This is a genomic window from Nocardia arseniciresistens, assembly GCF_046764875.1.
Lineage (GTDB): Bacteria > Actinomycetota > Actinomycetes > Mycobacteriales > Mycobacteriaceae > Nocardia > Nocardia arseniciresistens.
In genome coordinates this window covers 115498-142495 of record NZ_JBKORD010000006.1, presented here as the reverse complement: position 1 = coordinate 142495, position 26998 = coordinate 115498, and the positions used below count along the sequence as shown (strand labels likewise).

Here is a 26998-nt window from a genome sequence, read left to right as displayed (position 1 = left end):
GATGAAGATGACCGAGCGTGCACAGCAGTTGGTTCGCACCCGGACTCCGTTCGTGCACGCGACCGTCGTGCGCGCTCAGCAGCCGACCTCGGCGCACCCCGGGGACGAGGCGATACTGTTGCAGGACGGGACGATAGAAGGATTCGTCGGCGGCCAGTGCGCCCAGAACTCGGTCCGCAAGGCGGCGCTGGGTGCCCTGCAGTCGCACGAGAGTGTGTTGCTGCGCGTGCTACCCGACGGCGATCTGCAGTTTCCCGAAGCGCCCGGCGCGGCGGTGGTGGTAAATCCCTGCCTGTCCGGCGGAGCGCTCGAGATATTCCTCGAGCCGCAGTTCCCGGCGCCGCTGGTGCGTATCTGCGGCGCGACACCCATCGCGGACGCCCTGGCCGAAATGTGCGAACTGGTGGGATTCGGGGTGCGGCGCAGTGTTGCCGGAGACGACTCGCTGGATTCGCTGGCCGACACGACGGCGATGGTGATCGCCAGCCACGGTGGCCCGGAAGCCGAAATGATCCGCGCCGCGCTCGACGCCGGTGTGGGGTATATCGGATTGGTGGCCAGCAGGATTCGGGGTGCGTCGATTCTCGACGAGCTGGGGTTGACCGACGCCGAGCGGGCGCGCGTGCGCACCCCGGCGGGTTTGCCGATCGGCGCCAAGACCTCCGCGGAGATCGCCGTCTCGATTGTCGCGCAAGTGATCCAGGCGATCCGCAAAGGTGGCTTGGCAGTCACGCCCCGCTCGGCGAATGTCGTGGTCGAGGCGCTCGATCCAGTGTGCGGCATGTCCGTGACGGTCGGGCCGGACACACCGCGTCTCACTATCGACGATGTCGACCACTGGTTCTGCAGCTCCGGCTGCCGCACCTCCTTTGCCGCGGCGAAGACGGGCTCATGACCATCGAGTTCGTCACTGGAGTCGTGCTCGCCGCGGGAACCTCACGACGTCTCGGCACCGCAAAACAGCTACTGCCGTACCGGAATACGACGGTTCTCGGCGCCACCCTCGACGTGGTGCGATCCTGCGCTTTCGATCAGATCATCGTCACCCTCGGCGGCGCGGCGGCGGCGGTCCGGCAGCAGGTCGATCTCAGCGGGATGGAGGTGGCCATGGCCGACGACTTCGATTCGGGCTGTTCGTCGTCGTTGCGTTCAGCCCTGAGTGCGGTGCATCCCCGGGCCGCCGGAATCGTGCTGATGCTCGGTGATCAACCGGGCCTGTCGGCGGCGACCGTCGACCGATTGATCGCAGAGGGAACGTCCGCAACGATCACGGTCTGCCGCTACCACGACGGTATCGGGCATCCATTCTGGCTGAGCCGCAGCGTATTCAGCCAGGCGGCCCGATTGCACGGCGACAAGGCCGTGTGGAAGATCATCGAGTCGGGCCGCGTCGTGGTGTCCCGACTCGACGTCGACGCACCGATGCCCTTGGACGTGGACACCTGGGACGACTACGAGCGCCTGCGCGCCGCGGCGTCGCCATGATGTCGCCGTTCGGCGATGTCGAGGACGTGGTGCGACGATTCGACGCCGACGACTACCTGCTCGATACCGGGACCGCCGCCGCCTTCTATCTGGCCACCACGTTGGGGCGGCCGTTGCTGCTGGAAGGCGAACCCGGAGTGGGCAAGACGACGGCAGCGAAGACCCTGGCCACCGTGCTCGGTGCACCGCTGATCCGCCTACAGTGTTACGAGGGCCTCACCGTGAGCGAAGCTCTGTACGACTGGAATTACCAGCGTCAGCTGCTGAGCATCCGGCTCGCCGAGGCGCGCGGCACCGACCTCACCGAAGCCGACCTGTTCACCGAGGCATTCCTGGTGGACCGCCCGATCCTGCGCTGTGTGCGATATCGCGGGCCGACGCCCCCGGTGCTGTTGATCGACGAAATCGACCGTGCCGACGACGAATTCGAGGCACTGCTGCTCGAATTCCTCGGTGAGGCCACGGTGACCGTTCCCGAACTCGGGACCTTTGTCGCCGAACACCCGCCGACCGCGGTGCTGACCTCGAACCGCAGTCGCGACCTGCACGACGCGCTACGGCGGCGCTGTCTCTACCACTGGATCGACTACCCGGAACCGTCCCGCGCGGTGGCGATAGTGCGACGCACCGTGCCGGGGGCAACCGACGCGCTGATCGAGCACGCCACCCGATTCGTCGGCCGCGCCCGCGATCTCGATCTCGACAAGCCGCCCGGCGTCGCCGAGACCATCGACTGGATCGCCGCCCTGTCGACGCTCGACGTCGCCGATCTCACCGCGCCAGAGGCAGTCGCCGCGCTGAGCGCGCTGGCGAAGACACCCGACGATCGCGCCACCGTGCACGCGGCATTCGACGAATACGCCCAAGGCCTGGCTACCGGATGAGAGGGATACTCCGATGAAGATCGCCAACGAGTTCACCGTCAACGCACCCGTCGAGCAAGCATGGGAGGTGCTGACCGACCTCGAACAGGTGGTCCCGCTCATGCCCGGCGCACAGATGGTCGGCTGGGAGGGAGACGACTTCCTCGGCAAACTGAAGATCAAAGTCGGACCGGTGACAAGCGAATTCACAGGGAAGGCGAATTTCGTCGAGCGTGACGAACACGACCATCGCGCCGTCATCAACGGCAGCGGCAGGGATTCACGCGGATCCGGAAACGCCGCGGCGACCATCACCACGCAACTGCGCGGAGACGGCGACAAGACCAGGGTCACCGTGGACACCGACCTCAAGATCGTCGGCAAGCTCGCCCAATTCGGCAGCGGGATGCTGCAGCAGGTGTCCGAGAAACTGGTCGGCCAGTTCGTGGCGTCCCTGGAAGCGAAACTCGCGGCGGGCGATTCGGCCGCCGCGGAGCCGGCTGTCGAGCCGGACAGCCGGGGGACGCGGCCACAACCGGTTGCGCAATCGGAGTCGGCACCGCTGGACCTCGTCGATCTGGTCGGGCCCGCGATGATCAAGAAGTATGCACCGGCAATCGCGGCAGGGCTGGCTGCCGCGCTCGCAATTGTCCTGGTACGCAAGCTGATACGCGGGAAGTGATGACGCGGGCGGTTCTGCTACGCGGTGTCGATCTCGCCGCATTCGCCGTCGCGGTGGTCGCGCGGCTGCGGCGTGGTGGCGTCGCGGTGGCGCCGAGCGGGCCCGCGCTGTTCGTGCAAGCCTTGCGCCGCATGGCGCCGCGGTCGCGCACCGAGTTCTACTGGGCTGCGCGGCTCACGCTCGTCGATCGCGTACAGGATCTGGCTGCCTTCGACGCGATCTTCGCGACGGTGTTCGCCGACGCGGTGTTGGGCGTGGACCCGCCGAGCCGGACGCGCAGACTGCCGACCGAACGCGCGTCGGCACCGCGCGTGAGCGGTCGGGGACAGTCTCGGCAACGCGGTGAAGTCCCCTGGGCGACAATGCGATCGGCGATCGTTGCCGACCGATCGACAGACCAGGGTGTGGCGCTGCCGGACGTGCTGCCGAGCCGGTTCGCCGCACGTGCCCAGGAACCGTTCGACCACTTCGATCCGGATGATCTGCGCACGGTCGGGGCCTGGATGGAGCAGGCGTCGGCGCACTGGCCGCAGCGCAGCAGCAGGCGCTACGAGAAGCATCCGCATGGCAAGCGGATCGACCTCCGGGCGACGATGAACAACTCCCGCCGCACCGGCTGGGAGTCGGCGGTGCTGGTCCGCGCCCGTCCCCGTAGCCGCCCGCGCCGAATCGTCATGATCTGCGACGTCAGCCGCTCGATGCAGCCATATTCGACGATCTATCTGCACCTGATGCGGGCCGCGATGCAGCGCCATTCACCCGATCGCCCAGAGGTATTCGCCTTTTCAACCTCGCTGACCAGGCTGACCTCGGTGCTGGCGCACCGTTCGCCGGATGTCGCGCTGGCCCGGGCCAACGACAAGGTGGTCGACCGCTACGGCGGCACACACATCGGCCGATGCCTCGGCGCGCTGCTCGCAACTCCGTCCGGCAACGCGGTGCGCGGTGCCGTCGTCGTCATCGCATCGGATGGCTGGGACAGCGACACCCCCGATGTCCTCGCCCGCGCGATAGCCCGGATCCGACGCCGGGCTTGGCGCGTCATCTGGCTCAATCCCCGTGCGGGCGACCCCCGATTCCAGCCGGCCACTGGTGCAATGGCGGCAGCCCTGCCGTACTGCGACATCATGATGCCCGCGCAGACACTGGCGGACATGCACCTGTTCATGCAAGCCCTGGCATCGGTGATTCTCACCTGATAGCCAGCTGGGGAGAACGCCGGTAGCGGCCATCATCGGAATGAAAGCGCGGCCACCATCGAAATTCATCGACGACATCGGGAAGGTACTTGCCCTCGGCTGGTACGGCACCGAGACGACCGGTTACGCCGAAATGCTCAATGTTGGAAGCCGATTCGAGAATCGTGAGTCTGCGGTGGCGGGCTGCAATGGCATCGGCCGCCGAAGAAGTTTGTTGCCCGCCATGCATCCGCTGGCCAATCAGACACCAAGCCGGTCCGTGCTTTCGCAGTCGACTCGAGATCCGACATCCGGACTACCTACCCACAGACTGCTCGACGAGGCACCAGCAAGCACACACGCGCGTTACACCCCCGGTACCGCCTCGGTGAACGTATGATTCTCATGGCACGGTCTTTTAGGCAGGTGCCTGTTCGCACTGGAGCGTGCGACGCCGCGCACGACGGATGATGACCCGTCGGCGGCCACCGTACAGTGGCACGACCAGGTAGTTCTACGGGCGGGACCCGGGTGTCACCGGCACCATCGTTGAAGGCGATAGTAGCGTCGATGGCATCCAGGGGTGCCAAAGAATACAGACACAAACCGTGAGAACTGATGTTCCATCTGGTGCCCGATTACCGAGTGAGAATTGCCGGCGCCGCTGCCTCGGTCCCGCTGCGGTGAGGCCCTCGCCGCCGCCGTTCCCCAAGGAAAGCGAGGATTCCGATGTCTACTCATCAGGCTGTTCACGTGCAGTCCGCCGGTGCGGCGTTGAAACTGGTCGACGTCGAAACGACCTCACCGCCGCACGCTCATGTGCGCCTCGCGGTCTCGGCATGCGGGATCTGCGGCACCGACCGTTCGTTCATCAGCGGCGGGTTCCCGGACATGACGTGGCCGCTGACACCCGGTCACGAGATCGCGGGCACGATCGCCGAACTCGGCGCCGATGTCGACAACTACGTCGTCGGTGACCGTGTTGCTGTGGGCTGGTTCGGTGGGCATTGCGGCAAGTGCGTCCCATGCCGGAAAGGCGACTTCATCCACTGCCAGAACATGCAGGTCCCCAGCTGGCAGTACCCCGGCGGATACGCCGAGTCGGTGACGGTACCGGCCAATGCGCTTGCCCGCATCCCCGACGAGCTTTCCCTGGTCGAGGCCGCGCCGATGGGCTGTGCCGGAGTCACCACCTACCACGCGCTTCGCGAAACCAGCGCGGTGCCCGGCGACCGCGTGGCCGTTCTGGGGATTGGCGGACTGGGCCACCTCGGCGTGCAGTTCGCGCGCGCGATGGGCTTCGAAACGATTGCGATCGCCCGAGGCCCGGACAAAGCCGAGGACGCCCGCGCGCTCGGTGCCCACCACTATATCGACTCGACCGCCGGCGACGTCAGCGCGGCGTTGCGGGGGCTCGGCGGTGTGTCGGTCGTTCTGGCGACCGTGGGCAGCGCCGCAGCCATGGCCGAAACAGTCGGTGGGCTGCTACCACGCGGTGAACTCATCGCCATCGGCGTCACCGCCGAGCCACTGCCGATCAGCCCGATGCAGCTGATCGTGCCCGGACTCAGCGTCACCGGCCACGCCTCCGGCACTGCGCGCGATATCGAGGAAACGATGCAATTCGCGGTCCAATCCGGCGTGCGCACGCGAATCCAGGAACGGCCACTGGATGAAGCCGCCGAGGCATATGCCGCAATGGAACAGGGACGGGCCCGATACCGCATCGTCCTCACGGCCTGACTATGGCCGCGCTCGGTGAACACGGCCGCGCAGCTGGCCTCCCGTGCCCGCCGCTGGGTCCGGCACGACCATCAATATTGTCGCCGCGCCCGAATATCCGACGACGTCGCTCCGCTCCGATCACGAAGGGTCCAGCTACAAGTACTCGAGGTGGGCCGTACACCAGTATGGCCAGGCAGAATGCCGAGCAGCACACGTAGTATCGCCGTCGAGTCGAACGCAGAGTGTGCGCGATCCGTCTCGCCGTGGTGCCGAGTGGAGCGAACAGCGGGAGGCTGCGCACGTTTCGGTGAACAGCGCTGAATCAGGACGGCTTGATAGCTGTCAGGTATCGCGTGTTGTCGAACATTTGTGCCATCGATTCGGGGACCGCTGGCATAGGACGGTCGTAGCGTGCGGCCAGTTCCTGCAGGTGCAGGCTCGAGATGGTCCAGCCGTGGGCGGTGAGCCATTCAGCCGGATCGGTGCGTTCGTCGGTGTAGAACAGCGACGCGAGGTCGACCTTGCCGAACGGGGTGCCCTGCAGGTATTCCGACTGCTGCTCGGCGATGCGGCCCATATCGACGCTATCGCCGATGGTCTCCGCCGCCACCCTGCTACCGGGTGCCGAAAGCTGACCGATTCGCGCGAACAGGGCATCCTGTGCGGCGCCTGGCAGGTATGGCAGCAACCCTTCTGCCGACCATGCGGTGGGCGAGGTCGGATCGAAGCCTGCCTCGACAAGCGCCGCGGGCCAGTCGTCGCGCAGATCAACAGCCACCTCGTGCCGGTCCGACTTCGGCGCGGTGCCCGATTCGGTGAGCACCTGATGTTTGAACTCGAGCACTTTGGGCTGGTCGATCTCGAACACAATCTCGTGCGCCGGCCAATCCAGCCGGTAGGCCCTGACGTCGAGCCCGGCGGCCAAGATCACCGCCTGGGTTACCCCGGCCGTCGCCGCGGACAGGAAGAAATCGTCGAAGAATTTACTGCGATATCCGATGAACCCAGCGGTGAGCGGGGTCTGCGCCCACAACGTCGAATCGGTGATCAGTCGGTTCATATCCGAATCGCCGGATGCCACCACGAACAGGGCGGCGTACTCGTCATGGACAAGAGCATCGGGTTGTTTGGTCTCGATCGCGCGGGCGGCCGCGACGCCGAGCGCGGTCATGCCGACGCTGCTCACAATGTCCCAGGTGTCGCCTTCGGTACGCATAATGCTTTCCTCAGAAGTGTCCTGAATGCGATAGCTGACAAGTCGGAATCCGGGGTTGCGCTCGAGCAAGGTAAGGGGGAGCCCTCTTGTCGGCGTGGCAAATATGCTGCTGTCGATGGGTAGAACTTGTTACGAACTCGATCATACGACCGAGTGGACTTCGGACACGGACGCAGCCGCCCGCAGCGACTTCGGTCCGACCGTCGGCCACGAGATTCGGGGCGCGGGCTGGCACACCGATCCGTACTTCCTCGCCCCGGGCCCCAAGTCCCTGCTCGCCTTTTTCGACGCCGAGCACGGGCTCGGCGGAGTCTCTGGCTTGGACCGTCGGCTCATGGGGGGGTCAAGGCTCCAGGTACAGGCGCTCATTGGGCAAGCGTGGATACCGACGGCTGTCATCAGGCATCACTGCGAGATGTTTCGGATAGCAGCGGTCACGGCAATCTTGTATGAATAACAAAGCCGCAGTGACGCACGCTGTGAAATCGAGCCGCACACTACCGAGTTGCACTGCAAGGTGCACGTCCGGTTCCTTCGGATGCGGAGACGTCTGGCTATCCATGTCAGGCTCGAACCTCCTCGGGCACCGGGCAGAAATCTGCGTGGCCATCCTCGGCGATCGGTTCCTTGACCTCGGGTCGCGGTTCGGCTGTGCCCCACACGTTGTCGGCGGACACGATCGTCGCGCCCGCCCACAGGCAGTGCGCGTCATCGCACGATGACCCGCGGCAGGTGCCGGATTCGACGAACACCTCGTGTCCGGGGGAGATCAGTTCGTTGACCCCGGCCGGGGCCATCGCTAGGCGGTACTCCAAGTTCTTGATTTCGTAGGGGATTCCGATTTTCACAGGCAAAGCTCCTGAACGTGCATATCGAAGTTCGATCAACAGCGCCGCAGTTGATGGCCAATGTTGGGGTGTATCACCAGTTGACCAATTTCCCAAGTATGAGGATTCATCACCGATGTACCTATACTGCTGCGGATAATTCTGATACTGCGCCGTACTTCTGCTGTATGTTCAGCCGGATTGCTTAATCTGGGTTCGGGACCGAGGGATCTTCGGCGCGTGAGCGCACCTCCGCCGCTGCGGCGGCACAGACCCGCTGCACCGTTTCCTCGACCACGTCGGGTGCCACGACGAGCAGAGTGCCCGGATGTGCGGCGATCAGGACGTCATCCCCGGTTCGCACTCCAATACTTCGGGCGCCCAACCCAAACGCGTCGACAAGTTCGTGCCGTCACGCCGTAACAATGCTCAGTACGCCAAGGATTCTGGCGGCGGGAGAATGAAAGCAAAGGTCACAATCAGACGTCTTCTGGCACACCTGATCACCACCACCGCGACCCAGATCTGGCGGTGGTCGATCTGGCGCCGACGCCACCAATACCGAGCCAAATAAGCCCACTACCAGCGACGACGCATCGTATAACCAAGTGCGCCCGGAGTGCTAAGGGAGGATGGAGTCTATGTAGCCGCCGTCGACTCGAAGGGCGCCGCCTGTCGTGGCCGAGGCGAATTCCGAGCTCAGGTAAACGATCATGGCCGCGATCTCGGTCGGCTCGATCAGACGTTGGATCAGCGAGTGTGGACGATGGTCCATCATGAATTGGTGTTCGGCCTGATCCCACGGCAATTCGTCGCCCACCAACTCACGGACGAAATCCTCGACGCCTGGCGTGTGTGTCGGCCCTGCCATCACCGAGTTGACGGTGACGCCGGTGCCCGCCGCCGCTTTCGCGTAACCACGGGTGACCGCCAACAAGGCAGTCTTCGTAGTGCCGTAATGAACCATCTCGATCGGGGTCACGACCGCTGAGTCGCTGGCGATGTTCATCACTCGCCCGAACCCGCGGTCCATCATTCCTGGCAAGTACATTCGGATCAGCCGCACCGCGGACAGGACGTTGACCTCGAAGTAGCGCCGCCATTCGTCGTCCTCGATCTCGAGCACCGGCTTGGCGCCGAAGATGCCGAGGTTGTTGACGAGAATGTCGAGATCGTTGATCTGCTCGCGCAGCGTCGCCGCACCGTCTGCCGAGGCGAGATCGGTTGCCACGGCAGTAACCTCGGCGCCCCGCACTTCGCTCGTGATGCTCGCGCGGGCTCGCTCGGTCTTGTCGCGGTCCCGTCCGTTGACCACCACCGATGCCCCCGCCCGGGCCAGTTCTGTCGCAATAGCCAACCCGATGCCCTGACTGGATCCTGATACCAATGCGCGTCGTCCGGAAAGGTCTATGTGCATCGCACCATCGTGCCGCAGCTTTCGGATGTGGAGTTTCCGCCACGCCCGAATCGGCAAACTCGACCAGCAGAGAGGGCAAACATGGCGACGCCGAACTGTGCCCGGCGGTGCGGCTCGGGAAATCCGGTATTGCCGAAATGCGCGCGTTTGCTGCCGAGGCTGAAATCGGCGACCTGCGATCAGGCGGATCCGGTTGCCGCACAACCTCTCCGGCTTGCCCGATCCCGCGCATGGCCAGGACTGGGTCGCTCATCCCTGGCGGGTCGGTCGAATGGTCAGGTCTCCGATTTCGACATCGTCGGGTTGGTCGATCGCGAAGGCAATCGCCCGAGCCACCGCCGTGGGGTCGATACCGAGATCGGCCATGTTCTGGTTGACCTGTGTGCGCACGGCCGGGTCGTCGACGGCGTTGTCGACCAGTTCGGTGCGGACGTAGCCGGGGGAGATCGACGTCGTCCGCAGCACCCCGTCGGTGCTCTCCTGCCGTAGTCCCTCCAGGAGGGTGCGCACCGCGTTCTTCGTGCCCGCGTACACCGCTTGGGTGGGGACGATCTTCAGGCCGGAGGTCGAGACGACGGTGACGAGGTGACCACTGCCCTGATGACGGAACACCGGCAGTGCCGCGGCGATCCCGTGCAGGATCCCCTTGACGTTCACGTCGACCATCGCCAACCAGCCCTCGACGTCCAAGTCGGCAATGGGGCTGATTCTGCTGATCCCGGCGTTGCCCACCAAGACGTCCAGACGGCCGAAACGGTCGACGGCGACGCTAACGAGCGATCGGAGGTCTTCGGGATTGGTGACGTCCACGCGCGTGGCGGCCGCTCGCCCGCCGGCGGTTTCGATCTCGGCGACCAGCCGGTCCAGTCGGTCGGTGCGGCGGGCGCCGAGCACGACGGCCGCACCGAGTGCGGCGAGGTGACGGGCTGTTGCTTCACCGATTCCGCTGCTGGCGCCGGTGATGGCGACGACCTTGCCCTGAATGGTCATGAGGACCCTCCGGCTATAGTGGACAAATGTCCGGTTACCCTGACGATCTTAGCGGACAGGTGTCCGATTCTGTCAAGCGCGGAAGAACGCGGCGTGCGGACGCACAACGCAACCGCGAACTGATCCTGCAAGCGGCACGCAATCTCGTGCACGAGCCGGGAGAGCTGAGACTCAACGCGGTCGCGAAGGCCTGCGGCATCGGACAGGGCACGCTGTATCGGCACTTCCCAACACGCGAGGACCTGCTCGCCGAGGTGTACCGCCATGAGGTGGAAGAACTGGTCGCCACAGCTCCGCGCCTGCTGGCAACGCACCAGCCGCTCGATGCGCTGGCAGCGTGGTTCGACCGGGTCGCCGCCTACGCACGGATCAAGCGCGACGTGTTCGCCGCCTTCGAGGCAGCGACGTGGCGCGACCTCGCCGCCCACAGCCTCGGCCCGATCGGCGAGGCGGTAGAACTGCTGCTGGCTGCCGGTCGCTCCGACGGCAGCGTCCGTTCCGACGCCGAAGCCCGCGACGTCATCGTGCTCATCAGCTGGCTGTCGCGGCTGGACGACGCCGAACTCGACGCGCGAGGGCCGCGGTTGCTGTCGATCCTCGTCGACGGTCTCCGCGCGTGCCGCCGCTGAGGCGAATACGCCGTGGAGGCAGCAGTTGTGGGCCAGTTACGAACGTCTGTATTGCCGCGTTGCGCGCGGTCGCGAACGTCCGCATCTGCCGACTTCAGGACATCCCTCCAAGGACGGTGGTGTTGACATGAACGGTTTCACCGCCCTCGGCTAGACCTCTACATCTCTGACTCCCGACCGCCGATCCGTGAACCTCATCGGCGGTCGGGATCGGGTGAATGCAGGTAAACGACAGAGCCTCCTACGATTCGCCGGTCCGGTAGGCCCGACGCCCCACGCCTCCCGGTCTGTCATCTTGGGTGGGAAGCGTCCCTTCCGCCCCGGTCGACGGTTTGCTATGTCAGGGTGTGCGCGGCGAAGACCGCCTTGCCGTTGTGGCCCCAAGTGGCTGCCCAGCCGGGGTTGAGCATCATCTCGATGTATTCGCCGGTGTCGACGTCTTGGATGTAAAAGAGGCTGCGGAGCCCGGGCAGGAGCTCGAGGCGCATGGCCCGAACCTTGCTGTCCTGCCAATGGCTTTCACGCTTGACCCGATCACGTTGCTTGTACCAGTAGCGATTGTCCATCCGCATGCGTACTTCGGTGTCCACCTGGACCCGTTCGTCGGTTTCGTGGTGATGGTATTTGTGAATCGCGCTGGAGTGCTTGAAGCCCTCGCGGTTCTTCAGCGCATAGTCCCAGTCGTACTGATCATTTGTTACCCAGTCGATGTTCCAGTAGTAGTAGAAGCCGTCGTCCTTTATGCGGCCGATCACGAGGTGGTAGTCCTGCCAGTACCGCAGAGGCCGATCGTCGTTCATGGTGTATATGGCGGTAGAAGCGGGATCCACTTCCGACTCGGAGAGCTCGGCCACCGACACCGCGAAGGGCTCGCTGAGCGGCGGATCCTGCTCAGCGTCACCGGGACGGAGATCTCCGGATCCTGATGCGGGGACTGCTCTATCGGACACTGTGGCTCGACCTTCCTGGCTGTGGTGATCGGGCACTTGACCTACGGACTCACACGCCAGGACGCGGCGCGTGTTGCGGACAGCGAGCGGGCTGCGCCCGGCCAGAAGCCGAGGAGCCCGTTCGATCCCGATGTGGTCTGCTGCACGGGCAGTCGGACGAGCCCTCGGTTCTTCCGGTCGGTCGCGGCGACAAAGATGAGGGACCTACCGCGACGAGAAAACGATAGCGTCTCGCTATCGCGTTTTGAGGCATCTCCCGATACGTGTCGAACACGGCGCGCAGCGTCTCGCGCCGGTCGATCCGCCCATATGACTACGAGCCACAACGTGGTGAGAGGGTTAAGTCGTCGAGGTCAGGGGCAACGAGCGGGTCGTCCTCGCCGAGCGGATGCGGATCGAAACGAAACGGCAACTGCGGCAAGAACTCTCGATACTTTGCGTTCAATCGTGGACCACCGATCACCACCAGTACGTCGGCGTGAATGTCGTAATACTCCGAGGGAGCGAAGTCCCGCACCACCACGCTCGGAGCCAGCTGCGCGAGGCGAGTGCGCATGAAGATAAGTGTGTCCAGATCAGCGAACTTCGCATACCGCAGGTAGTCGCGGTCGGCCGGTGACGCACATTCCGGGCGTTCGTCATTCGGGATCTCCGAACACACGATGTCGACTCTTGCTCCCGGTCGCAGTTGCCAGAATCCGCGCACCGCGTCATCGAGGTCACCGCGCTCGAGGTTGTTGCCTGCTGGCATGGCCGATTGTGCAGGCAGGGACGCAGGCCCGACCGGAGGTGAGAGCAGGAGATAGGCGAGGGTATCGAGGGTGCGCGCGGCGTGGCGCCGGATGGTTTTGGTGGCGCATTTCTGAGTCGTTCGCGGTAAGCCCGGCTCGAAGATCCACATGATGTCCGACCGTGTGGGAATCCCTGTGTCGGTGGGTGTTTCGGCCGTCAACGCCAACGATGTCGAAGCAACATAACCGTTGGTGAAGACCGTCCCAGTGGTGGTGCTGTGGGCGTTGGAGTGGTCGAGCAGTTCGATGTCTTTCTCCCGCAACGCCAACGACGTACCGGGTATGGCGGTGTCCTCGGCGAATTAAGAACATTCCGGTTGGTTTGCAATTGGAGTCCGAGAGTCTGTTTTGCGGCCGAAATTGATGGGATCAATTCAATATGACGTGGCAACTAATTGCATGGCCGGATTGGGGCGGTCGAATCGGCCCGATCCTATTGATCGGGCCGTTATGCAGCGGTACATTAACTCCACTGTGCCGTTGCTTGGTGGCACGTTAATCGGCGACACAATCGTCGTAATGTGAGGGGTTTTGGCCATGACCACAGTTCGACCGCCCTCGGAGGTGTCGGGGCCCGTAAATGCGCTTCACGATGAGGACGCTGGCTACCACAAGTCGCTTCGTCCTCGTCAGGTACAAATGATCGCGATCGGTGGCGCCATCGGCACCGGCCTATTCCTTGGTTCGGGAGGCAGACTGGCCAACGCAGGGCCCGGGCTGTTTCTGGTGTACGCCGTCTGCGGTGTGTTCGTGTTCTTCATCCTGCGCGCGCTCGGCGAGCTGGTGCTGCATCGCCCCTCCTCGGGGTCGTTCGTCTCCTACGCTCGTGAGTTCTACGGTGAGAAGCTGGCTTTCACGGTCGGGTGGATGTACTTCTTTCAGTGGTGTATGACCGGGATCGTGGACATCACGGCCATCGCCACTTATGTCCACTTCTGGGGAGCCTTCGAGGCGATTCCGCAGTGGCTGATCGCACTGGTTGCGCTGGCGTTGGTGGTCAGCATCAATATGGTGTCGGTCAAGTGGTTCGGTGAGCTGGAGTTCTGGGCCGCGATGATCAAGGTCGTCACTCTGGTGACTTTCCTGATTGTCGGCACGATCTTCCTCGCGGGCCGATTCACGATCAAGGGCGAGCACACCGGCCCGCAGGTGATTGCCGATAGTGGCGGCTTGTTCCCCAGCGGCATCCTGCCTTTGGTACTGGTTACCACGGGTGTCGTATTCGCCTATGCCGCCGTCGAGTTGGTCGGCACGGCGGCCGGCGAGACGGAGAATCCGGAAAAGATTATGCCGCGCGCGATCAACTCCGTCATCGCTCGGATCGCTTTGTTCTACGTCGGATCATTGGTGCTGCTGGGTTTGTTGCTGCCCTACACCGCTTTCAAGTCCGGCGAGAGCCCCTTTGTCACCTTCTTCTCCCGGATCGGTGTCGACGGCGCGGGTTCGGTCATGAATATGGTCGTGCTGACCGCGGCCTTCTCCAGCCTGAACGCTGGCCTGTACTCGACCGGCCGGATCCTGCGGTCGATGTCGATGAACGGTAGTGCGCCTGCCATCGCGTCGCGGATGTCCAGCGGTGGTGTGCCCTATGTCGGCATCCTGGCGACCGGTGCGATCGCGTTGCTCGGTGTCGGCTTGAACGTAATGGTGCCCGACAAAGCATTCGAGATCGTGCTGAACATGTCGGCGTTGGGCACCATCGTGGCGTGGACGGCGATCGTGGTCTGCCAATTGCAGTTGTGGCGTTGGGCGCGTGACGGCAAGCTGGAGCGGCCGAAGTTCCGGCTGATGGGTGCGCCCTACACGAGCTATGCCACGCTGGTGTTCCTGGCGACGGTGGTCGCGCTGATGGCATTCAGTGATGACGAGTTGCAGCGTGGCGCGGTGATCGCCGTGGGCGTCATCATAGTTCCGATGCTGGTAGTCGGGTGGTTTCTCGCCCGCAAGCGGGTAGCGAGCATCGCGCTGCAGCGCGAGGGTTACACCGGCCGGTTTCCGGTGCTCGCCGAGCGTCCGTCGCCTGATCACGAGGCGAGCGACCAGGTCGTGGTTCACAACGAACGCGAATAGCGGCGTGGACTGCTCCCAGGGCGTTGCGACGTTCTGGGAGCAGATTCGTGTGTCGACCACGAGTGGTCACATCTCGCACGCCGTAGGTTGAATTGCAGGACGGGATGTCAAGGAAGGATCGCGATGCGTGTCGATGTCGAATTCACCAGTGGCGCAGTAGCCTTGCGGGGCAAGCTCTACCGGCCGGAACGGACGTCAGGCACTGTGTTGCGAACACCTGCGGAAGCGACATAGCCCGACTGCTATCGGCCGAGGCTAATTCTCGGTCCGCGGGTATCTGCGGTACGTCGTGGGTGAAGAACCGAGCCGCGCAGGTGCAGGCAGCGCTCGCCGAGATCCGCGGCATCGGCACAGATCGAGGCCATGTCGCTGTCGGCCAGGACGCCGCCGTCGAAGACGAACACGAACCCTTCGGGACGGCCGTCTTGCGGGCACTTCAAGCTCAGCCGATTTCACACTGGAGGACGAAGCCTACGCAGCCGAGGACAGCTTCGTCGATACCTGGCGGAGGAACACGCAATGACTGACGAAATTTGACGAATGGTTGTCGAGCGAGTGGATCTCCTCCCAAGCCGAGCCGACTGGATCTTTGTCACCGGCACACTCTCCGGCGAGCCGGTCAGCATCGGTGACGAGGTGTCTATCCAGAACGGTGACCAGACAACGGTTACGACGATCAAATCGATCGAACTGCACAGTCACAGTCGGCAAGGGAAAACAACGATCTTGTTGGATGCCGAGCTCCGATCTATCGTCACCGCCGGGACCGTCATCAACCGCCAGGCGTGACATGGCCAGCCAGTTCCGCGTCGAGGAATCTTACCGACGAGTCAGACCGAATCCCTTTCGCGGTCGGCGAGGAGGTCGAGTTGCGTAAGAAGTACGGAACGACCCACCGGGCGTCCTGGAAGCACTTGACTTCGATCAACCCGCACCGGGCAACGCTTTCCTGACGAATCTTGGCGATGAGGACCTGGTCCAGCGCACTCGAATGGCTCGACGGTCCCGCGTTGCGACATGCGGGTACGACACTCGATGATCGAGCGAGAGACGCTGGGGGACAGAACGTCCTGTAATCAGCGTGGCGCGCGTTCGTGAACGTTCGCAACTGCCGATTATCGTGCGCTCGACACCGGCCGCTGATGTCGTACGGCCCAATTCGGTTCGATCGGTGCGGGGTGTTCGCGTCGGGGTAAATAGCAACGGGGTCGCCGGCAACAGCACCCGGCGCCAGCGACGACCAGTGACGAGTTCCGCCCTGTCGGCGGCGTGACGATATAGCGCCGCCGTGCCAGATTTCAGCGGTGGACGTGTCGTGGCGATTATGTGGACACGTTTTACTCCGTGGCCCAGTCCGCGCACGGGCATTACATGTGACGAAGTCCAACCGAGGAATGTGATGCACGTCATTGCCCGAGGAGACATGGTTGGGCATCGTCGTCAATTCGTTATCGGAAAGAAACCGGCTGGAGATGCCCACATGGCCGACCACACTTTTGCTTACGACCTCACGCTGGACGAGGCACGACGGCGCAGCGCTGTCGTCGCGGCGCTCGGTGACGACTGGGATCCGGTGGCGGTGCTCGCCGAGGAAGATCGGGCGTACGACATGCTGTACTCGAATCTCGACGATGAGCAGCAGCGGATCTACGAGGAACTCGTCCGGGCCGGAATCCTGCCGGATCGGGCGACCCGCCATATTGCCGACTGATCTCACCGCCGCAGTCGCCATGACGATCAACGTGCTCACCGGGTTTCTTTGTTCAGGGCTTGACCTTGCCCCTAGGTCAAGCTTCCACGATGGTTCGCATGAACAACAACGCACTGCACACCGTCGAAGCCCAGATCCGCGAGCAGGCCGCCGCCTACTGTGAGTCCAACAACGTCCCAGGTTTCGTTGCCGGCGTCTACCACGCCGGCGAGCAGATCATCGTCGCCCACGGCACCGCGAACGTCGCCACCGGCGCACCGATGCTCGACAACACCGGATTCCTCTTCGGCTCTGTCACCAAGGTCCTGACCACCACGTTGGTCCTCCAACAGGTCGAGCGCGCACTCCTGGACCTCGACATGCCGGTGGTGAAATACCTACCCGAATTCGCCCTGATCGCACCGGGCGCGGCGGACAAGATCCTGGTCCGGCACCTGATTTCGCACACCAACGGCATCGACGCGGACCTGTCATTCCCCGATGCCAAGGGCCGCGACGCCCTGAAGACCTACGTCGAAGGCCTCGCGAGCCGCTGCGGCACCCTGTTCGAACCCGGCGAGCAGCTCAGCTACTCCAACGGCGGCATGATCGTTGCGGGACGTCTGCTGGAAGTGGTGACCGGCATGCCCTTTCCCGACCTTCTCGAGCGCGATATCTACGCACCCGTCGGCATGCGGGACTCCAGCACCTCAGCCGAGCAGGCCATCCTGCGCAGCACCGCGGTCGGCCACTTCAATGACCACGAGACCATGGCGGCCAAGCCCACCGGCATGTTCACACTGCCCGACACCTGGGGACCGGCCGGCGGCACGCCGATCGGCACCATCGCAGACCTGCTCGCCTTCGGACGCACCCACCTCGCGGGCGGTGTGTCCCCCGCCGGCGCTCGGGTCCTCTCAACCGCGTCGACCGCGCTGATGCAGCAGGTCTCCTACGACATGGCCAGCCCGAACGTCCCGCCGATCGGCCTGGGTTGGGTACTGTATCCGTTCGGCGATACGACCGTCCTCGCCATGTCGGGCGCGTCGCCCGGCGGCGTGTCCATCCTGTGCGTCGTGCCTGAACACGACCTGGTTTTCACCGCCTTCGGCAATACCTCGGGAGCGATCATGCTGCAGGACCAGATCCTGCAGCGGCTCCTGAGCGAGCATATTGGCGTCCAGATCCCCGCTCTGATCACCGAATTGGAGCAGGACGTCGACATCACCCCATATGTGGGCACCTACCGCTCCGATCAGCTCCGCATCGATGTCAGCATCGTCGACGGCCAGCTCGAGGAGCGGATGACCTACGAACCCGCGGACGAATCGCAAGAGCGGATCTTCACCGAGTTCGCCGGCGGCGTAACCTCCGCCCCGCCGCAGCGTTACGTGCCGATCCGGCCCGGCCTTTTCTCGCCCGCCGGATACCCACTGGAGGCGTTCGACGGATACCTGCGACTGCTGCTCGTCTCCTACCACGACGTCCGCGACGGCCAAGCGCGCTTCCGCAACGGCGGCGGCCGCCTGACCCGACGAGCCTGACCGTTCCGAATGACCTGACCGCCGAGTAGAAGGATGTCGAGCATGATCACGATCGGCCAGCTCGCGGACTACGCCGGGGTGACCATCAAAGCCATCCGCCACTATCACGAGCGCGGTCTGCTCGCCGAGCCCGACCGCGACTCGTCCGGCTATCGGCGATACACCGCGCAAGACGCCATCGCCCTCGTCAAGATCAGGACACTGGCCAATGCAGGCGTGCCACTGGCTCACATCAAAGACCTCCTCGACGCCGACGCCGACGCGCTCACGGCAGCCATCGCCGAGATCGACCACAACCTCCGAGACCGCATCGCGCAGCTGCGGCGAACCCGCGACCAACTCACTCAGCTTCGCGGCGGCGACCGGCTTTTCGTCTCCCCTGAAGTCGCCGACTATCTCGATGATCTGCGCGAACTCGGCGTCGGCGAGCGTCAGGTGCGCCTGGAACGCGACGGCTGGATCCTCATGCAAACAGCGTCACCCGAGGACGCCGCCGTGTGGATCGCCGAAAAACGCGAGTTGATCACCGATCCCGAGTTCCGCGCCCTCTACCTCGAACATGACGCCGCCTACGACTGGTCGCCGAACGATCCCCGCCTTCCCGCCCTCGCGGACCGTACCCGGAACTGGTTCGCCAACCACCACAGCCGATCCGAGACCCGCCCCGTTTCCAACCCGACCATCGCCCGGTTGGCGGCAGTGTCCCAGCCCGGAGCCTCATCCCCGGCTTGGGACCGCCTCGCCCAACTCATGAAAGGCTAGCGTCGATTTTGCGTGCTGCTCGGTTTGATGTGTGTGCTGCGCTGTTTGTGAACATGGTGCGTCGCTGGTTCCATCCGTCGGCGATGGTGCAGACCCAGCGCCCGGCTGGTGCCCAGGTGTAGCTGGTTTTGTCGGGCGCCGTGGCTGACGGCTCTGCCGGGGCAATTGCGACCGGCGGCGGAGCTGGCTGGCCATCTTCCCGATTCAATTGCGCTTCCCAGTACTCACCGTGTTTGCGAAGGATGTTCAGATAGCTCGCAAATATCTTTGCCATTTCGTCCCGCTTGTCAACGCCATCGCTCCCGGCGGCACCGTCACCGATGTCCTTTCTCGAGCTTCCCCAGCCAGAGACCGGTGACGTGCTGTTAGAGGGGATGGTAGAAGACCGCCATGTGGGGCATAACTCTCCTCTGAAAAGCTGCTGCGGTCGTCTCCGGCGCGGCGCGGCGCGTCACGCCGCCCGCCCGTCACACCTTATATATACTGGTAGAGACGTTTTTACCGGCGACTCGGAGGCGGTGGGCCGGAGTTTGCTGGCGCCATGCTCCGAGAGCGCGCCAGGGCCGCCATATCGTCATAGTGCTCATACCGTCATAACTCTCGGTCGGCTCCAGTGTGGGTGGGCGGCTTTGCTGTCGGCTCCGTCGTCGCTGTTGTTCTGAGATCGGTTGCGGCACAACACCTCTGCGGATGAGTGGTTCTCGACGCCGGACAGGCGCGGCCCGCTCGTCATCGGTCCGGTGTCACCACGACATAACCCGGTTTCGACGATTCGCTCCGTGAGCAGCCATGCAACTAGAGGTAGGAACCGCTGATCAGCAGCCTCGGTAGGCAGCCGCTCAGACAACGGCCCCACCTTCGATGGAGAGGAATTAATATGCGCGCCATCCAGATTGAACAGTTCGGCGACCCCGCGCAGGTGCTCCGCATCGTCGACATCGAGGAGCCGCCGCCACCAGGCCCGCATGAGGTTCTGTTGAGCGTTGAGGTCTCACCGTTGAACAAACACGACCTACTGGTTGTCACCGGCATGCTGGCGCGACCACCCCTGCCCCACATACCAGGCGCAGAGGGCGTCGCGCGCGTGCTTGCCACTGGCGCCGAGGTCGATGGACTTCAAGTCGGTGATCTGGTCGTGCTACCCCTGTATGCCGGTGCGTGGCGTGAGCGGCTCGTCGTGCCCGCCGACGGCCTGTTCGCACTCCCCGCCGGCGGCAACATCGAGCAGTACTCGATGCTGGGCAGCAACCCTCCGGCGGCAGGGTTGATGCTCAGTGAATGCACCCCCCTACAGCCCGGTGACTGGGTGGTTCAGAACGCCGCGAACTCCGGTGTGGGACGGTCATTGATCGCGCTAGCCAAACTTCGTGGACTGAAGACGATCAACCTGGCCCGTGACGACGCAACGTTCGCAGAGCTCACAGCAGCCGGGGCCGACGTGGTCCACGTCGACGATCCCGATGCGGTCGGCGATGTTCGAGCAGTGATCGGCGACGCGCGAGTGGCGCTGGCAGTGGAAGCCGTCGGTGGACCGGGGGTGGGGCGGCTGCTCGAATTGCTGTCCGACGGTGGATGGTTGGTCAGCTATTCCTGGGCCAGGGACGAACCCATGTGGGTCGACACCTCGGCACTGGTCGCCAAGCACCTCACCGTCCGCGGATTCTTTGTCGGCGACTACGACTACCGCGAAAAGGTGGTGCCTGTCATTCGTGAGGCGGCACCGCTGGTGGCCGACGGCGCCCTCGTTGTCCCCGTGGCGCGCGTGTACCCCCTCGAGCACATCCAGGACGCGGTGCAACATCTCCTCCGTGGCGGCAAGATCCTGCTGAAAGTGGCGGGGCGATGAAGGTGACGAGCGCGCGACCTCGGCACGGTGCGTTGACAAGATGTTTACGTGACCAACCGGGACGTGAAAGTGTCCACCGACCCCAGCGCGATCATCGACCGCATGGAGTCTCGGCTTCCAGGGTTGTCTTGCGAGGACAAACCCTCTCTACCGGGAGTCCGCTGCCTGCTGGCACGACACACCAAGCCCCCCAACAAAACCCATTCGACCGGCCACCTCACACCCCTTGACTGCGCGGCATTGAGCCTCGGGCCCCTCAGGAGGCTGGCATACCTGGCATCGACAGCAACCGCCACTCGAGACCAGGATGCTTTCGACACCACCACGCTCGCCAACTCGAATCCTCCTGCTGCGGAAGGCAATCGGCGAAGATGATCCACCAACCATGTCTCCGTAGGCCTTTCATTTCCTATCGTCCCAAGCCTCCGGGCTTTGGTAGTGGTTGCGATGCCCCGCCTGAAGCACCGCGCACAGCTTGTCGAAATGCTCCACGTCGTTCGGAAGACGTGCCAGCAAGCGCAGAGCCGACTCCGGCTCGATGTCTCCGTAGACGTCGTGGTAGCTGGTAAGCAGCCCCTGGAACACGGCGCCCCGCAGCTCGGGCACCTCGACCACTGCCTGGTAGACGGGCTCCTTCATCATCCAAGGCACCGGTCCTGAGATCTCGAGCACCCGCCGGGCCCGCCGAAGCAGCGCCTCGTCCCCGCTTCGCAGTCTCCCGGCATTCTTCCCGAGCACCTGGGCGAACGCCGTCTCGACCGTGGCGTGGTCCTCGAACCAGTCAACCCACAACGAATAGGTGATCGCCTCGGCGCCCTCCGGCGCCTCGAGCCGCGACCGGTACTCCCGCCAGAGCACCTCATGGACACGGGGGTCGTCGGTGTCGGCCATCAGGAAGCGGATCTCGCACGTGACCCAATACTCGCCGAGCAGGTCCAGCAGCCCGAAGCCCAACCGCACCCGGCCGGACTCATCGAGGTCCGGATCACCCAGAGCCACCGAGGCCCACTGGTGAGCCACGTCGTTGGCCGACAGGCGTTCACCTTCGGCAAGCCAGGCTCCGTCGCCGGCCTGGGTGACACCCTCTGCGGCAAGCCAGCGCCGCGCCTCTTCCTTGGCGATCATTCAGGAAGTTCTACCGGAATCTCCCGGCGACCGTGGAATGACATCGACTCGATCACCATGCCCTCTACAGACCGACACTTCGGCGGGCCCCTCCGCCGCAGCACCGCTCATCCCACCGCCCACCTACGACGCCGCTGAGGCGGTCCGGGTGTGCTGTTAGGGCTCGCGCGGGTGAGTTTGCATGAGCAGAACGTCATGGAGGCGTTGAAGATGGTGCAGCTTGGTCAGATCGCCGCCGCTGATGCTGGGGACGCGGGGGAGGTGGCCCGGCTGCAGGCCACTGCGGCGTGGGCTTATGCCCTGATGGGGAAGCAACGGCAGGCGGTCGACAGTCTCGCGCGCGCCGAGTATGAGATGAACTCGGCCGATGCGTCCGAGCCGTGGATGACCATCTTCTTCGCTAGCCACGGCACTTTGAAAACACGGCCTAATACTGCAACGGCACTCTCGTGCCGAGTGCCGTTGCGGTATTAGCTGGCTGTGGCGAAGTGCTGGCGGTACCGCTCGGGGGTTGTCGACAGGCGGCGGGTGAAGACTCGGTGGAGGGTTTCGCCGTGGCGGTAGCCGACCGCGCGGGCGATGGCGGTGATGGTGAGTTCGGTGGATTCCAGCAGTCGGCGGGCTGCTTCGATGCGGAGGTCTTCCACGAATGCGGCTGGGGTGCTTCCGGTTTCGTCGCGGAAGGCGCGGGCGAAGTGTCGTTCGCTCATACCGGCGCGCTGTGCCAGCGCGGAGACTGCCAGGTCGTCGCCGAGATGGTCGGGTAGCCACTGCTGTACGGCGCGGATGGCGGGAGTGCGGGCGGGTTGGGCACGCATTTGGGCGCTGAATTGGGCTTGGCCGCCGGAGCGGCGGGTGAAGACGACGAAGGAGCGCGCGATCTCCTGCGCCTTCTCGCGGCCGTGATCATCCTCGACCAAGGCCAGCGCGAGGTCGATGCCGGCGGCGACGCCTGCGGAGGTCCAACGGTTGCGATCGTGGACGTAGATGCGATCGGGTTCGACGGTGACGCGCGGATAGCTGCGCGCCATGAGATCCGTATTCCACCAGTGGGTGGTCGCTCGGTACCCGTCGAGCAACCCTGCGGAGGCCAGCAGCAGCGCGCCTGCGCACACCGAGGTCACTCGCCGGGATTTGCGTGCCAGTGCGGGTAATTCGCGGACCACCTCCGCCGACACCGGCCCGGAGACCCAGCCCCCGACGACCACCAGTGTGTCGATCCCCTCCTCGGACGCGGCCAGATCTTGCAGCGAATGCTCGATCCCGAGCGTCAGCGCGCCGTCGACCTTGATCGAGCGGCCCTGCGGCGAGGCCGTCACCAGCCGGTACAGCTGCTGCCCGGCGAGGGCGTTGGCGAAGCCGAAAACGTCCATCGGCCCGGCCAATTCGACCAGTTGCATACCCTCGTAGGCGACGAAGACGATGGTGCGCGGCTCGGGCATTCCGCCATCATCGCAGCTGGGGCCGGTGGCCGCCACGGTCAGTTGCTGACCGAGGTGGCCGTCGGACTCCTCCACCGCCGCATCCCCTGACGATCCCACTCGCCCTCCCACACCGGCTCGCGCAGCGGGGGTATCGCCACGCGAACCGGCGATCGTGGAGCCCACCCGAGCTGTGCCATCAGCCGACGCTCGCGACCCCGGCGCCCTCGCCGCGCACCGCGTATGGGTCCGTGCTCTTGCCGCGCGTCGCGGGCCCGTCAGCGTTCTTGCCGCGCGCCGCGTGCTGTTCGAGGAATGGGATGAGCACTGCGGCAACACGATCCGGGAACTGGGCGTGCGGATAGTGTCCGCCGTCGTCGACCAGCACGACTCGGCCGAGCCCGTCGTGCATGGCGGCGACGATCGCGTTTCCCTCAGCTTCGGGCGAGACGTAATCCGGGTCCTGCGTACCCATGATCACGAGTGCGGGGCAGTGGACTTCGGGCAGGTAAGCCTCGGCATCCGCCGGGGTCGTCCGACCGGTCTTCATGAATTCCGCGAAGCGCCCGGGCCGCCCAAGGATCTCCCCCAGCCCGGTGATGTATTTGTCGTAATCGGCAGGCTTGGTCGGGTACGCCACGTCCAGATACCGGCGCCACCAGGTGAACGTCTTGAACATCTGCGTCGCCATCAGCCGCAGCCCGCCGCGCCGGTATCGCGGGACCGTGAACAGCGCACCGACACTCACACTCTGAGTCAGCGTGAACGGGTTGATCTCGACGATCCCCGTCACCAACTCCGGAGCCTGCGCCGCAGCGATGGTCGCCGACCCACCGGACAGCGAATGCCCGACGATCACCGCTGGACCACCGAAATGCCCTATGACACCGAGCAAGTCGTGAGCCACATCAGTGCGGCTGATGGCGGCCTTCCCGGTCACCGACGGCCAATCCAGGCTGGACTCCCCATGCCCGCGCATATCCACATTCACCACCCGATACCCCGCGGCGACCAGCGGCCCGACGAGATGCCGGAAATCCTGCCGCCACGTCCCCATCCCGTGCGCCAGCACCACCAGCGGCCCTGCGCCGGCCACATCACAGGCGATCCGTCCGTCCGCGAGTGTCACGAATTCAGTCATTGTCGTTTCCCTTCCAGCGATCTCGGTCGTACCTTCGACCTGCTCGAATTGAACGCCTAGAAGGCCGCCGCGACCGATACCAAAGGCCGAATCGGTCAGCCGCTGGGCCGATTTCGTCAGTCGATGATCCGGATTCGCCGGGGACCGAGTGCCGTTGCAGTACTAACGCGCACCGCCTGGCGATCATGCTCGTATTTGCAGTGCCGCTTGTCGCCAGCGTTCCTATCGCTACCGGCGCGCTTGAAGGTGATCGGCTTCCGAGGTCCTGGCCTCTCGGTCAGTCGGTGCGGTCATGCTCGCGACCGTCGATGGTGGGCCCACCGCACGACGATGGTTCGGTCGCGCTGTCTGAGTGCGTCACCAGCACCGATGATTCTCGACGGTCCGGGTGTAGATGCGACTACGTCAGGGCAGGGCCTGCGGAACCGCGTTCGGGTTCGTTGCGCCGACTATTGCGCCGATCACGGCGCCGAGGATGGAACCGCCGGAACCGGTTACCGAACCGGTCGCCAAGCCGACGGCCGAACCGACGGCCGAACCGAGCGAGGCGCCCGCCGATGCACCGTTCAACACCGGGTCGGGGATCAGGGCGTTGGGGTTGGTGGCGACCTCTTCGCTTTGCAGGGGAATACCGGCGATGAGTTCGGCCGTCCGACCGGTATCGGCGGAGGCGCCCCCGGCGAAGACTGCCGCCGCGGCCAACGGCAGGGCTACAAAAGGCACCACGCGCCTCGCGTTGACCAGGGTGTTTCGAAGCATTCTTTCCACCTTTCCACCCCTCGGAGCAACCGAGGGCACAGCACAAACGGCACGGCCTCCCTCTCGCTACCCGTGAGGTAGCAAGGATTCAGGCCCTGCCGATCCCGGCCTCAGACGATACTGTGGGGCAAGCGAACTCGTCACTCGCATCGGCATAAACAGTGGCGCAGAGGGGGTTACGACCCGCCGTTGTTGCCTCGAAGTGCGAGACCTGCATCGATTAAACGCCTACTGCCTGGCACGAAAGGTCGATGCCGATACCTCGTTAGGGTTCTACTGGAATGTTCGGCAGTGAAAACGAAGGACCGAGGCAGATCGAACTCATCGGTCCGTATGGTGGCGTATTCGAGATCCGCCACGGCGGCGAGAACCCAGACATGGCCGACATCGCTATCCGCATCACCGGCGCGACCTTCGACGCCTTCACCGCGGAATGCAGCTTGGAAAATCATTCGGGCATGATCGTCGGCCACACGTTCAACGTGATGGTCGAGCCTGTCGACAACTCCTTCGCCATAGGCTTCGACCACCTCTTTCCCCGCCCCGGGGGCGAGGGCACACCACTGAATTGAGCAGTGGCCCAGTGTGTTCAGGCTAGACGGCACCCCGCAGGTTGAGACTCGCGTCGTTGCGACCGTGGACTGCGTCGGCGGCGTCGATCACGTACTGGGCGGCGGCCCGAAGGTCGGCGGCTCTGCGCGAGTCGATGTGCCTCGGCCGCGACCAGCGACGCTATGGGATCGATATACAGGCGGCTCGCCTGGCTTCGGCCGGCATTCAGGTACACATCGGTAATCGGATGTGCGAGTACGAGATCGAAAACACTGCGTCCATCCGACCCGGGGCGTGGCTACTCGCCGCTTCTGGTACCCGACTTCCCACTAGCGTGATTGCGCATCGGAATGGGTGAACTCGCACCGCTGCGCGTACTGCGAACGCTAGCCATTCGCTGCGAAGATGATCTCGCTGATCCCGGCCGATGCGGACTCCGAGCGAGCCTTCCGCCGACCAGCGGCGACGGGCACCCGCTCCGCTCGGTGCAAGCGTGGTGGAAACCGACGGTGACCGGGCGTCGGCATGCGGTCGACGACGACCCGCGGGAACTTTCCGGTCCTGCTGGGCGACAATTTGTGCGTGGAGTGCAAGGTATGCCGGACCGCGCTATCGGCCCGGATCGATGGCGAACGCGAAACCGTGCCAGCAGCGCGCGTGGACGAACACCTGGAACAGTGCCCGGAGTGCTGTTCCTGGTATGTCGCCGCCGTGGAGACCTCGCGCCTGCTGCGCGGCGGTTCGTCGTACGCGCCCGACCTCACCGACGCGATCTTCGCCGCCGCCGACCTGGAGCGCCCGCGCGGATCGAGGTGGCGCACAGCACTGCCCGGCCTCGGCCGGTCCGAGTGGACCCGGCTGCTGCTGGGCCTGCTCGGTGTCGTGCAGTGCGCGCTGGCGATCGGCCAGTTCGTTGGATTCGATTTCGGCATGACGCACCACCACGGCGCCGAGATGACCCGGCACCTGATGAACGAGTCCACTGCGTGGAGCCTCGCGATCGGCATCGGGTTCGTCTACTGCGCGGTGCGGCCGTACGCGACCTCGGGCGTGCTGCCGGTGCTCGGCGTACTGGTCGTGACGCTCACCGCATTCGTCATCGGTGATCTGTACTCCGGAGTGGTGCCGGTCTCTCGGGTGCTCTCGCACGGCATCCTGGTCGCCGCGCTGGTGCTGGTCGCGATTGTGCATCGCACTCGCCGACCGGAAACCGCACCGCCGACCCGCGCGAGCAATCCGGTGCCCACCGAACTCGTCCTGCCGCCCAGCGCCCGATTCGGCCGCCGCACCGGCCATCTGCGCTCGACTCAACATCCTGCGGCCTGACCGAACGGA

The 26998-nt window shown here is 64.6% G+C and carries 27 protein-coding genes; 16 read left to right on the top strand and 11 right to left on the bottom strand.

Annotated features, from left to right (window positions below):
- Position 1: 1 nt before the first annotated feature.
- The 6 genes from ACLMAJ_RS12660 (at position 2) to ACLMAJ_RS12635 (ending at position 5951) form a co-directional block, all read left to right on the top strand.
- Positions 2–895: an XdhC family protein gene (locus ACLMAJ_RS12660; RefSeq protein WP_412013817.1), complete on the top strand. Its 894-nt coding sequence runs from the start codon at positions 2–4 to the stop codon at positions 893–895.
- The gene (locus ACLMAJ_RS12655) at positions 892–1485 is read left to right on the top strand and encodes a nucleotidyltransferase family protein (RefSeq protein ID WP_412013816.1); all 594 of its coding nucleotides are present in this window, start codon (positions 892–894) and stop codon (positions 1483–1485) included. Before ACLMAJ_RS12660 ends, ACLMAJ_RS12655 begins: the two co-directional genes overlap by 4 nt.
- Positions 1482–2369 carry an AAA family ATPase gene (locus ACLMAJ_RS12650; protein WP_412013815.1) on the top strand — a complete coding sequence of 296 codons (888 nt, stop codon included), beginning with the start codon at positions 1482–1484 and terminating at the stop codon, positions 2367–2369. The genes ACLMAJ_RS12655 and ACLMAJ_RS12650 overlap by 4 nt, the downstream gene beginning before the upstream one ends.
- Positions 2370–2382: 13 nt before the next feature.
- The gene (locus ACLMAJ_RS12645) at positions 2383–3030 is read left to right on the top strand and encodes an SRPBCC family protein (protein WP_412013814.1); all 648 of its coding nucleotides are present in this window, start codon (positions 2383–2385) and stop codon (positions 3028–3030) included.
- The gene (locus tag ACLMAJ_RS12640) at positions 3030–4229 is read left to right on the top strand and encodes a vWA domain-containing protein (RefSeq protein WP_412013813.1); all 1200 of its coding nucleotides are present in this window, start codon (positions 3030–3032) and stop codon (positions 4227–4229) included. Before ACLMAJ_RS12645 ends, ACLMAJ_RS12640 begins: the two co-directional genes overlap by 1 nt.
- A 708-nt stretch (positions 4230–4937) precedes the next feature.
- Positions 4938–5951 carry an alcohol dehydrogenase catalytic domain-containing protein gene (locus tag ACLMAJ_RS12635; protein WP_412013812.1) on the top strand — a complete coding sequence of 338 codons (1014 nt, stop codon included), beginning with the start codon at positions 4938–4940 and terminating at the stop codon, positions 5949–5951.
- A gap of 304 nt (positions 5952–6255) precedes the next feature.
- Here ACLMAJ_RS12635 and ACLMAJ_RS12630 read toward each other — a convergent pair whose 3' ends face one another.
- The 5 genes from ACLMAJ_RS12630 to ACLMAJ_RS12610 all read right to left on the bottom strand — a co-directional run bounded on the left by ACLMAJ_RS12630 (position 6256) and on the right by ACLMAJ_RS12610 (position 10383).
- Positions 6256–7176, bottom strand: coding sequence for a class I SAM-dependent methyltransferase (locus tag ACLMAJ_RS12630; protein ID WP_412014069.1), 921 nt, complete (start codon positions 7174–7176; stop codon positions 6256–6258).
- Positions 7177–7712: 536 nt separating this feature from the next.
- Positions 7713–7997, bottom strand: a complete 285-nt coding sequence (locus ACLMAJ_RS12625) for a hypothetical protein (protein WP_412013811.1) — start codon at positions 7995–7997, stop codon at positions 7713–7715.
- A gap of 184 nt (positions 7998–8181) precedes the next feature.
- A complete protein-coding gene (locus ACLMAJ_RS12620; protein ID WP_412013810.1) occupies positions 8182–8340 on the bottom strand; it encodes a hypothetical protein in 159 nt (52 codons plus the stop codon).
- A 258-nt stretch (positions 8341–8598) separates the two neighbouring features.
- The gene (locus ACLMAJ_RS12615) at positions 8599–9393 is read right to left on the bottom strand and encodes an SDR family NAD(P)-dependent oxidoreductase (RefSeq protein ID WP_412013809.1); all 795 of its coding nucleotides are present in this window, start codon (positions 9391–9393) and stop codon (positions 8599–8601) included.
- A 249-nt stretch (positions 9394–9642) separates the two neighbouring features.
- Complete coding sequence (locus tag ACLMAJ_RS12610; protein ID WP_412013808.1) at positions 9643–10383, bottom strand: SDR family oxidoreductase; 741 nt, start codon at positions 10381–10383, stop codon at positions 9643–9645.
- A gap of 59 nt (positions 10384–10442) precedes the next feature.
- Here ACLMAJ_RS12610 and ACLMAJ_RS12605 point away from each other — a divergent pair, with 59 nt between their 5' ends.
- Positions 10443–11012 (top strand): TetR/AcrR family transcriptional regulator, encoded by a 570-nt coding sequence (locus ACLMAJ_RS12605; RefSeq protein ID WP_412013807.1) that lies wholly within the window; start codon positions 10443–10445, stop codon positions 11010–11012.
- A 335-nt stretch (positions 11013–11347) separates the two neighbouring features.
- On the opposite strand, the gene ACLMAJ_RS12600 is transcribed toward ACLMAJ_RS12605, so the two are convergent.
- On the bottom strand, positions 11348–11962 hold the full coding sequence (locus ACLMAJ_RS12600) for a hypothetical protein (RefSeq protein ID WP_412013806.1): 615 nt from the start codon (positions 11960–11962) through the stop codon (positions 11348–11350).
- Positions 11963–12275: 313 nt separating this feature from the next.
- A complete protein-coding gene (locus tag ACLMAJ_RS12595; protein WP_412013805.1) occupies positions 12276–13016 on the bottom strand; it encodes a hypothetical protein in 741 nt (246 codons plus the stop codon).
- 274 nt (positions 13017–13290) lie between these two features.
- Between ACLMAJ_RS12595 and ACLMAJ_RS12590 the strand changes: the two genes are divergently transcribed.
- The 6 genes from ACLMAJ_RS12590 (at position 13291) to ACLMAJ_RS12565 (ending at position 20665) form a co-directional block, all read left to right on the top strand.
- Entirely contained in the window at positions 13291–14823 is a 1533-nt protein-coding gene (locus tag ACLMAJ_RS12590) for an amino acid permease (RefSeq protein ID WP_412013804.1), read from the top strand.
- 540 nt (positions 14824–15363) lie between these two features.
- A complete protein-coding gene (locus ACLMAJ_RS12585) occupies positions 15364–15612 on the top strand; it encodes a hypothetical protein (protein ID WP_412013803.1) in 249 nt (82 codons plus the stop codon).
- 691 nt (positions 15613–16303) lie between these two features.
- On the top strand, positions 16304–16534 hold the full coding sequence (locus ACLMAJ_RS12580) for a DUF6400 family protein (protein WP_412013802.1): 231 nt from the start codon (positions 16304–16306) through the stop codon (positions 16532–16534).
- A 98-nt stretch (positions 16535–16632) separates the two neighbouring features.
- A complete protein-coding gene (locus ACLMAJ_RS12575) occupies positions 16633–18057 on the top strand; it encodes a serine hydrolase domain-containing protein (protein WP_412013801.1) in 1425 nt (474 codons plus the stop codon).
- A 42-nt stretch (positions 18058–18099) separates the two neighbouring features.
- A complete protein-coding gene (locus ACLMAJ_RS12570) occupies positions 18100–18819 on the top strand; it encodes a MerR family transcriptional regulator (protein ID WP_412013800.1) in 720 nt (239 codons plus the stop codon).
- A gap of 877 nt (positions 18820–19696) precedes the next feature.
- The gene (locus ACLMAJ_RS12565) at positions 19697–20665 is read left to right on the top strand and encodes a zinc-dependent alcohol dehydrogenase family protein (RefSeq protein ID WP_412013799.1); all 969 of its coding nucleotides are present in this window, start codon (positions 19697–19699) and stop codon (positions 20663–20665) included.
- A 402-nt stretch (positions 20666–21067) separates the two neighbouring features.
- Here the strand turns inward: ACLMAJ_RS12565 and ACLMAJ_RS12560 are convergent, their stop codons facing one another.
- Positions 21068–21790: a hypothetical protein gene (locus ACLMAJ_RS12560; RefSeq protein ID WP_412013798.1), complete on the bottom strand. Its 723-nt coding sequence runs from the start codon at positions 21788–21790 to the stop codon at positions 21068–21070.
- 171 nt (positions 21791–21961) lie between these two features.
- Here ACLMAJ_RS12560 and ACLMAJ_RS12555 point away from each other — a divergent pair, with 171 nt between their 5' ends.
- Positions 21962–22264: a hypothetical protein gene (locus ACLMAJ_RS12555; RefSeq protein WP_412013797.1), complete on the top strand. Its 303-nt coding sequence runs from the start codon at positions 21962–21964 to the stop codon at positions 22262–22264.
- Here ACLMAJ_RS12555 and ACLMAJ_RS12550 read toward each other — a convergent pair.
- The 3 genes from ACLMAJ_RS12550 to ACLMAJ_RS12540 form a co-directional block, all read right to left on the bottom strand.
- Positions 22261–23331 (bottom strand): GlxA family transcriptional regulator, encoded by a 1071-nt coding sequence (locus tag ACLMAJ_RS12550; RefSeq protein ID WP_412013796.1) that lies wholly within the window; start codon positions 23329–23331, stop codon positions 22261–22263. The genes ACLMAJ_RS12555 and ACLMAJ_RS12550 overlap by 4 nt on opposite strands.
- Before the next feature lie 79 nt (positions 23332–23410).
- On the bottom strand, positions 23411–24352 hold the full coding sequence (locus ACLMAJ_RS12545; protein ID WP_412013795.1) for an alpha/beta fold hydrolase: 942 nt from the start codon (positions 24350–24352) through the stop codon (positions 23411–23413).
- Positions 24353–24757: 405 nt separating this feature from the next.
- Positions 24758–25111, bottom strand: a complete 354-nt coding sequence (locus tag ACLMAJ_RS12540; protein ID WP_412013794.1) for a hypothetical protein — start codon at positions 25109–25111, stop codon at positions 24758–24760.
- A gap of 377 nt (positions 25112–25488) precedes the next feature.
- Here ACLMAJ_RS12540 and ACLMAJ_RS12535 point away from each other — a divergent pair, with 377 nt between their 5' ends.
- Both ACLMAJ_RS12535 and ACLMAJ_RS12530 read left to right on the top strand, forming a co-directional pair.
- Positions 25489–25683 carry a hypothetical protein gene (locus ACLMAJ_RS12535; protein ID WP_412013793.1) on the top strand — a complete coding sequence of 65 codons (195 nt, stop codon included), beginning with the start codon at positions 25489–25491 and terminating at the stop codon, positions 25681–25683.
- 562 nt (positions 25684–26245) lie between these two features.
- Complete coding sequence (locus tag ACLMAJ_RS12530) at positions 26246–26989, top strand: zf-HC2 domain-containing protein (RefSeq protein WP_412013792.1); 744 nt, start codon at positions 26246–26248, stop codon at positions 26987–26989.
- Positions 26990–26998: the final 9 nt, after the last annotated feature.

Coding starts and splice junctions, on each gene's coding strand:
- ACLMAJ_RS12645 (WP_412013814.1), top strand. CDS start 2,383: ATGAAGATCGCCAACGAGTTCACCGTCAACGCACCCGTCGAGCAAGCA.
- ACLMAJ_RS12590 (WP_412013804.1), top strand. CDS start 13,291: ATGACCACAGTTCGACCGCCCTCGGAGGTGTCGGGGCCCGTAAATGCG.
- ACLMAJ_RS12585 (WP_412013803.1), top strand. CDS start 15,364: ATGGTTGTCGAGCGAGTGGATCTCCTCCCAAGCCGAGCCGACTGGATC.
- ACLMAJ_RS12565 (WP_412013799.1), top strand. CDS start 19,697: ATGCGCGCCATCCAGATTGAACAGTTCGGCGACCCCGCGCAGGTGCTC.
- ACLMAJ_RS12570 (WP_412013800.1), top strand. CDS start 18,100: ATGATCACGATCGGCCAGCTCGCGGACTACGCCGGGGTGACCATCAAA.
- ACLMAJ_RS12580 (WP_412013802.1), top strand. CDS start 16,304: ATGGCCGACCACACTTTTGCTTACGACCTCACGCTGGACGAGGCACGA.
- ACLMAJ_RS12540 (WP_412013794.1), bottom strand. CDS start 25,111: ATGCTTCGAAACACCCTGGTCAACGCGAGGCGCGTGGTGCCTTTTGTA.
- ACLMAJ_RS12575 (WP_412013801.1), top strand. CDS start 16,633: ATGAACAACAACGCACTGCACACCGTCGAAGCCCAGATCCGCGAGCAG.
- ACLMAJ_RS12610 (WP_412013808.1), bottom strand. CDS start 10,383: ATGACCATTCAGGGCAAGGTCGTCGCCATCACCGGCGCCAGCAGCGGA.
- ACLMAJ_RS12640 (WP_412013813.1), top strand. CDS start 3,030: ATGACGCGGGCGGTTCTGCTACGCGGTGTCGATCTCGCCGCATTCGCC.
- ACLMAJ_RS12545 (WP_412013795.1), bottom strand. CDS start 24,352: ATGACTGAATTCGTGACACTCGCGGACGGACGGATCGCCTGTGATGTG.
- ACLMAJ_RS12615 (WP_412013809.1), bottom strand. CDS start 9,393: ATGCACATAGACCTTTCCGGACGACGCGCATTGGTATCAGGATCCAGT.
- ACLMAJ_RS12535 (WP_412013793.1), top strand. CDS start 25,489: ATGGCCGACATCGCTATCCGCATCACCGGCGCGACCTTCGACGCCTTC.
- ACLMAJ_RS12650 (WP_412013815.1), top strand. CDS start 1,482: ATGATGTCGCCGTTCGGCGATGTCGAGGACGTGGTGCGACGATTCGAC.
- ACLMAJ_RS12635 (WP_412013812.1), top strand. CDS start 4,938: ATGTCTACTCATCAGGCTGTTCACGTGCAGTCCGCCGGTGCGGCGTTG.
- ACLMAJ_RS12560 (WP_412013798.1), bottom strand. CDS start 21,790: ATGATCGCCAAGGAAGAGGCGCGGCGCTGGCTTGCCGCAGAGGGTGTC.
- ACLMAJ_RS12655 (WP_412013816.1), top strand. CDS start 892: ATGACCATCGAGTTCGTCACTGGAGTCGTGCTCGCCGCGGGAACCTCA.
- ACLMAJ_RS12660 (WP_412013817.1), top strand. CDS start 2: ATGAAGATGACCGAGCGTGCACAGCAGTTGGTTCGCACCCGGACTCCG.